This window comes from Pelagicoccus sp. SDUM812005, from assembly GCF_031127875.1.
Classification (GTDB): domain Bacteria; phylum Verrucomicrobiota; class Verrucomicrobiia; order Opitutales; family Opitutaceae; genus Pelagicoccus.
Window position 1 is genome coordinate 1 of record NZ_JARXIA010000118.1, and the last position, 302, is coordinate 302.

The 302-nt window shown below is 63.2% G+C and carries 1 protein-coding gene; it reads left to right on the forward strand.

Going from position 1 to position 302, the window contains the following annotated elements; translation table 11 throughout:
- On the forward strand, positions 1–302 hold a 302-nt coding region (locus QEH57_RS24910), incomplete at both ends, for an aldo/keto reductase (protein WP_309009515.1).

Sequence of the window (302 nt, forward strand, 5' to 3'; positions counted from 1 at the left end):
AAGCCCGCCGTAAACGAGATGGAACTGCACCCGCACTTCCAGCAGCAGGAACTGTTCGACTACGTCGTCTCCCAAGGCATCCAGCCGGTCGGATTTTGCCCCATCGGCTCCCCCGCCCGCCCCGAGCGCGACAAGTCCAGCGACGACACCGTGGATACGGAAGATCCCGTCCTTCGCGAGATCGCCGCGAAACATGGCATCCACCCTGCCACGCTTTGCGTCAAGTGGGCCGAGCAACGCGGCCAAATCCCCATCCCCTTCTCCACCAACCCGCGCAACATGCTATCCAACCTCCAGGCGCT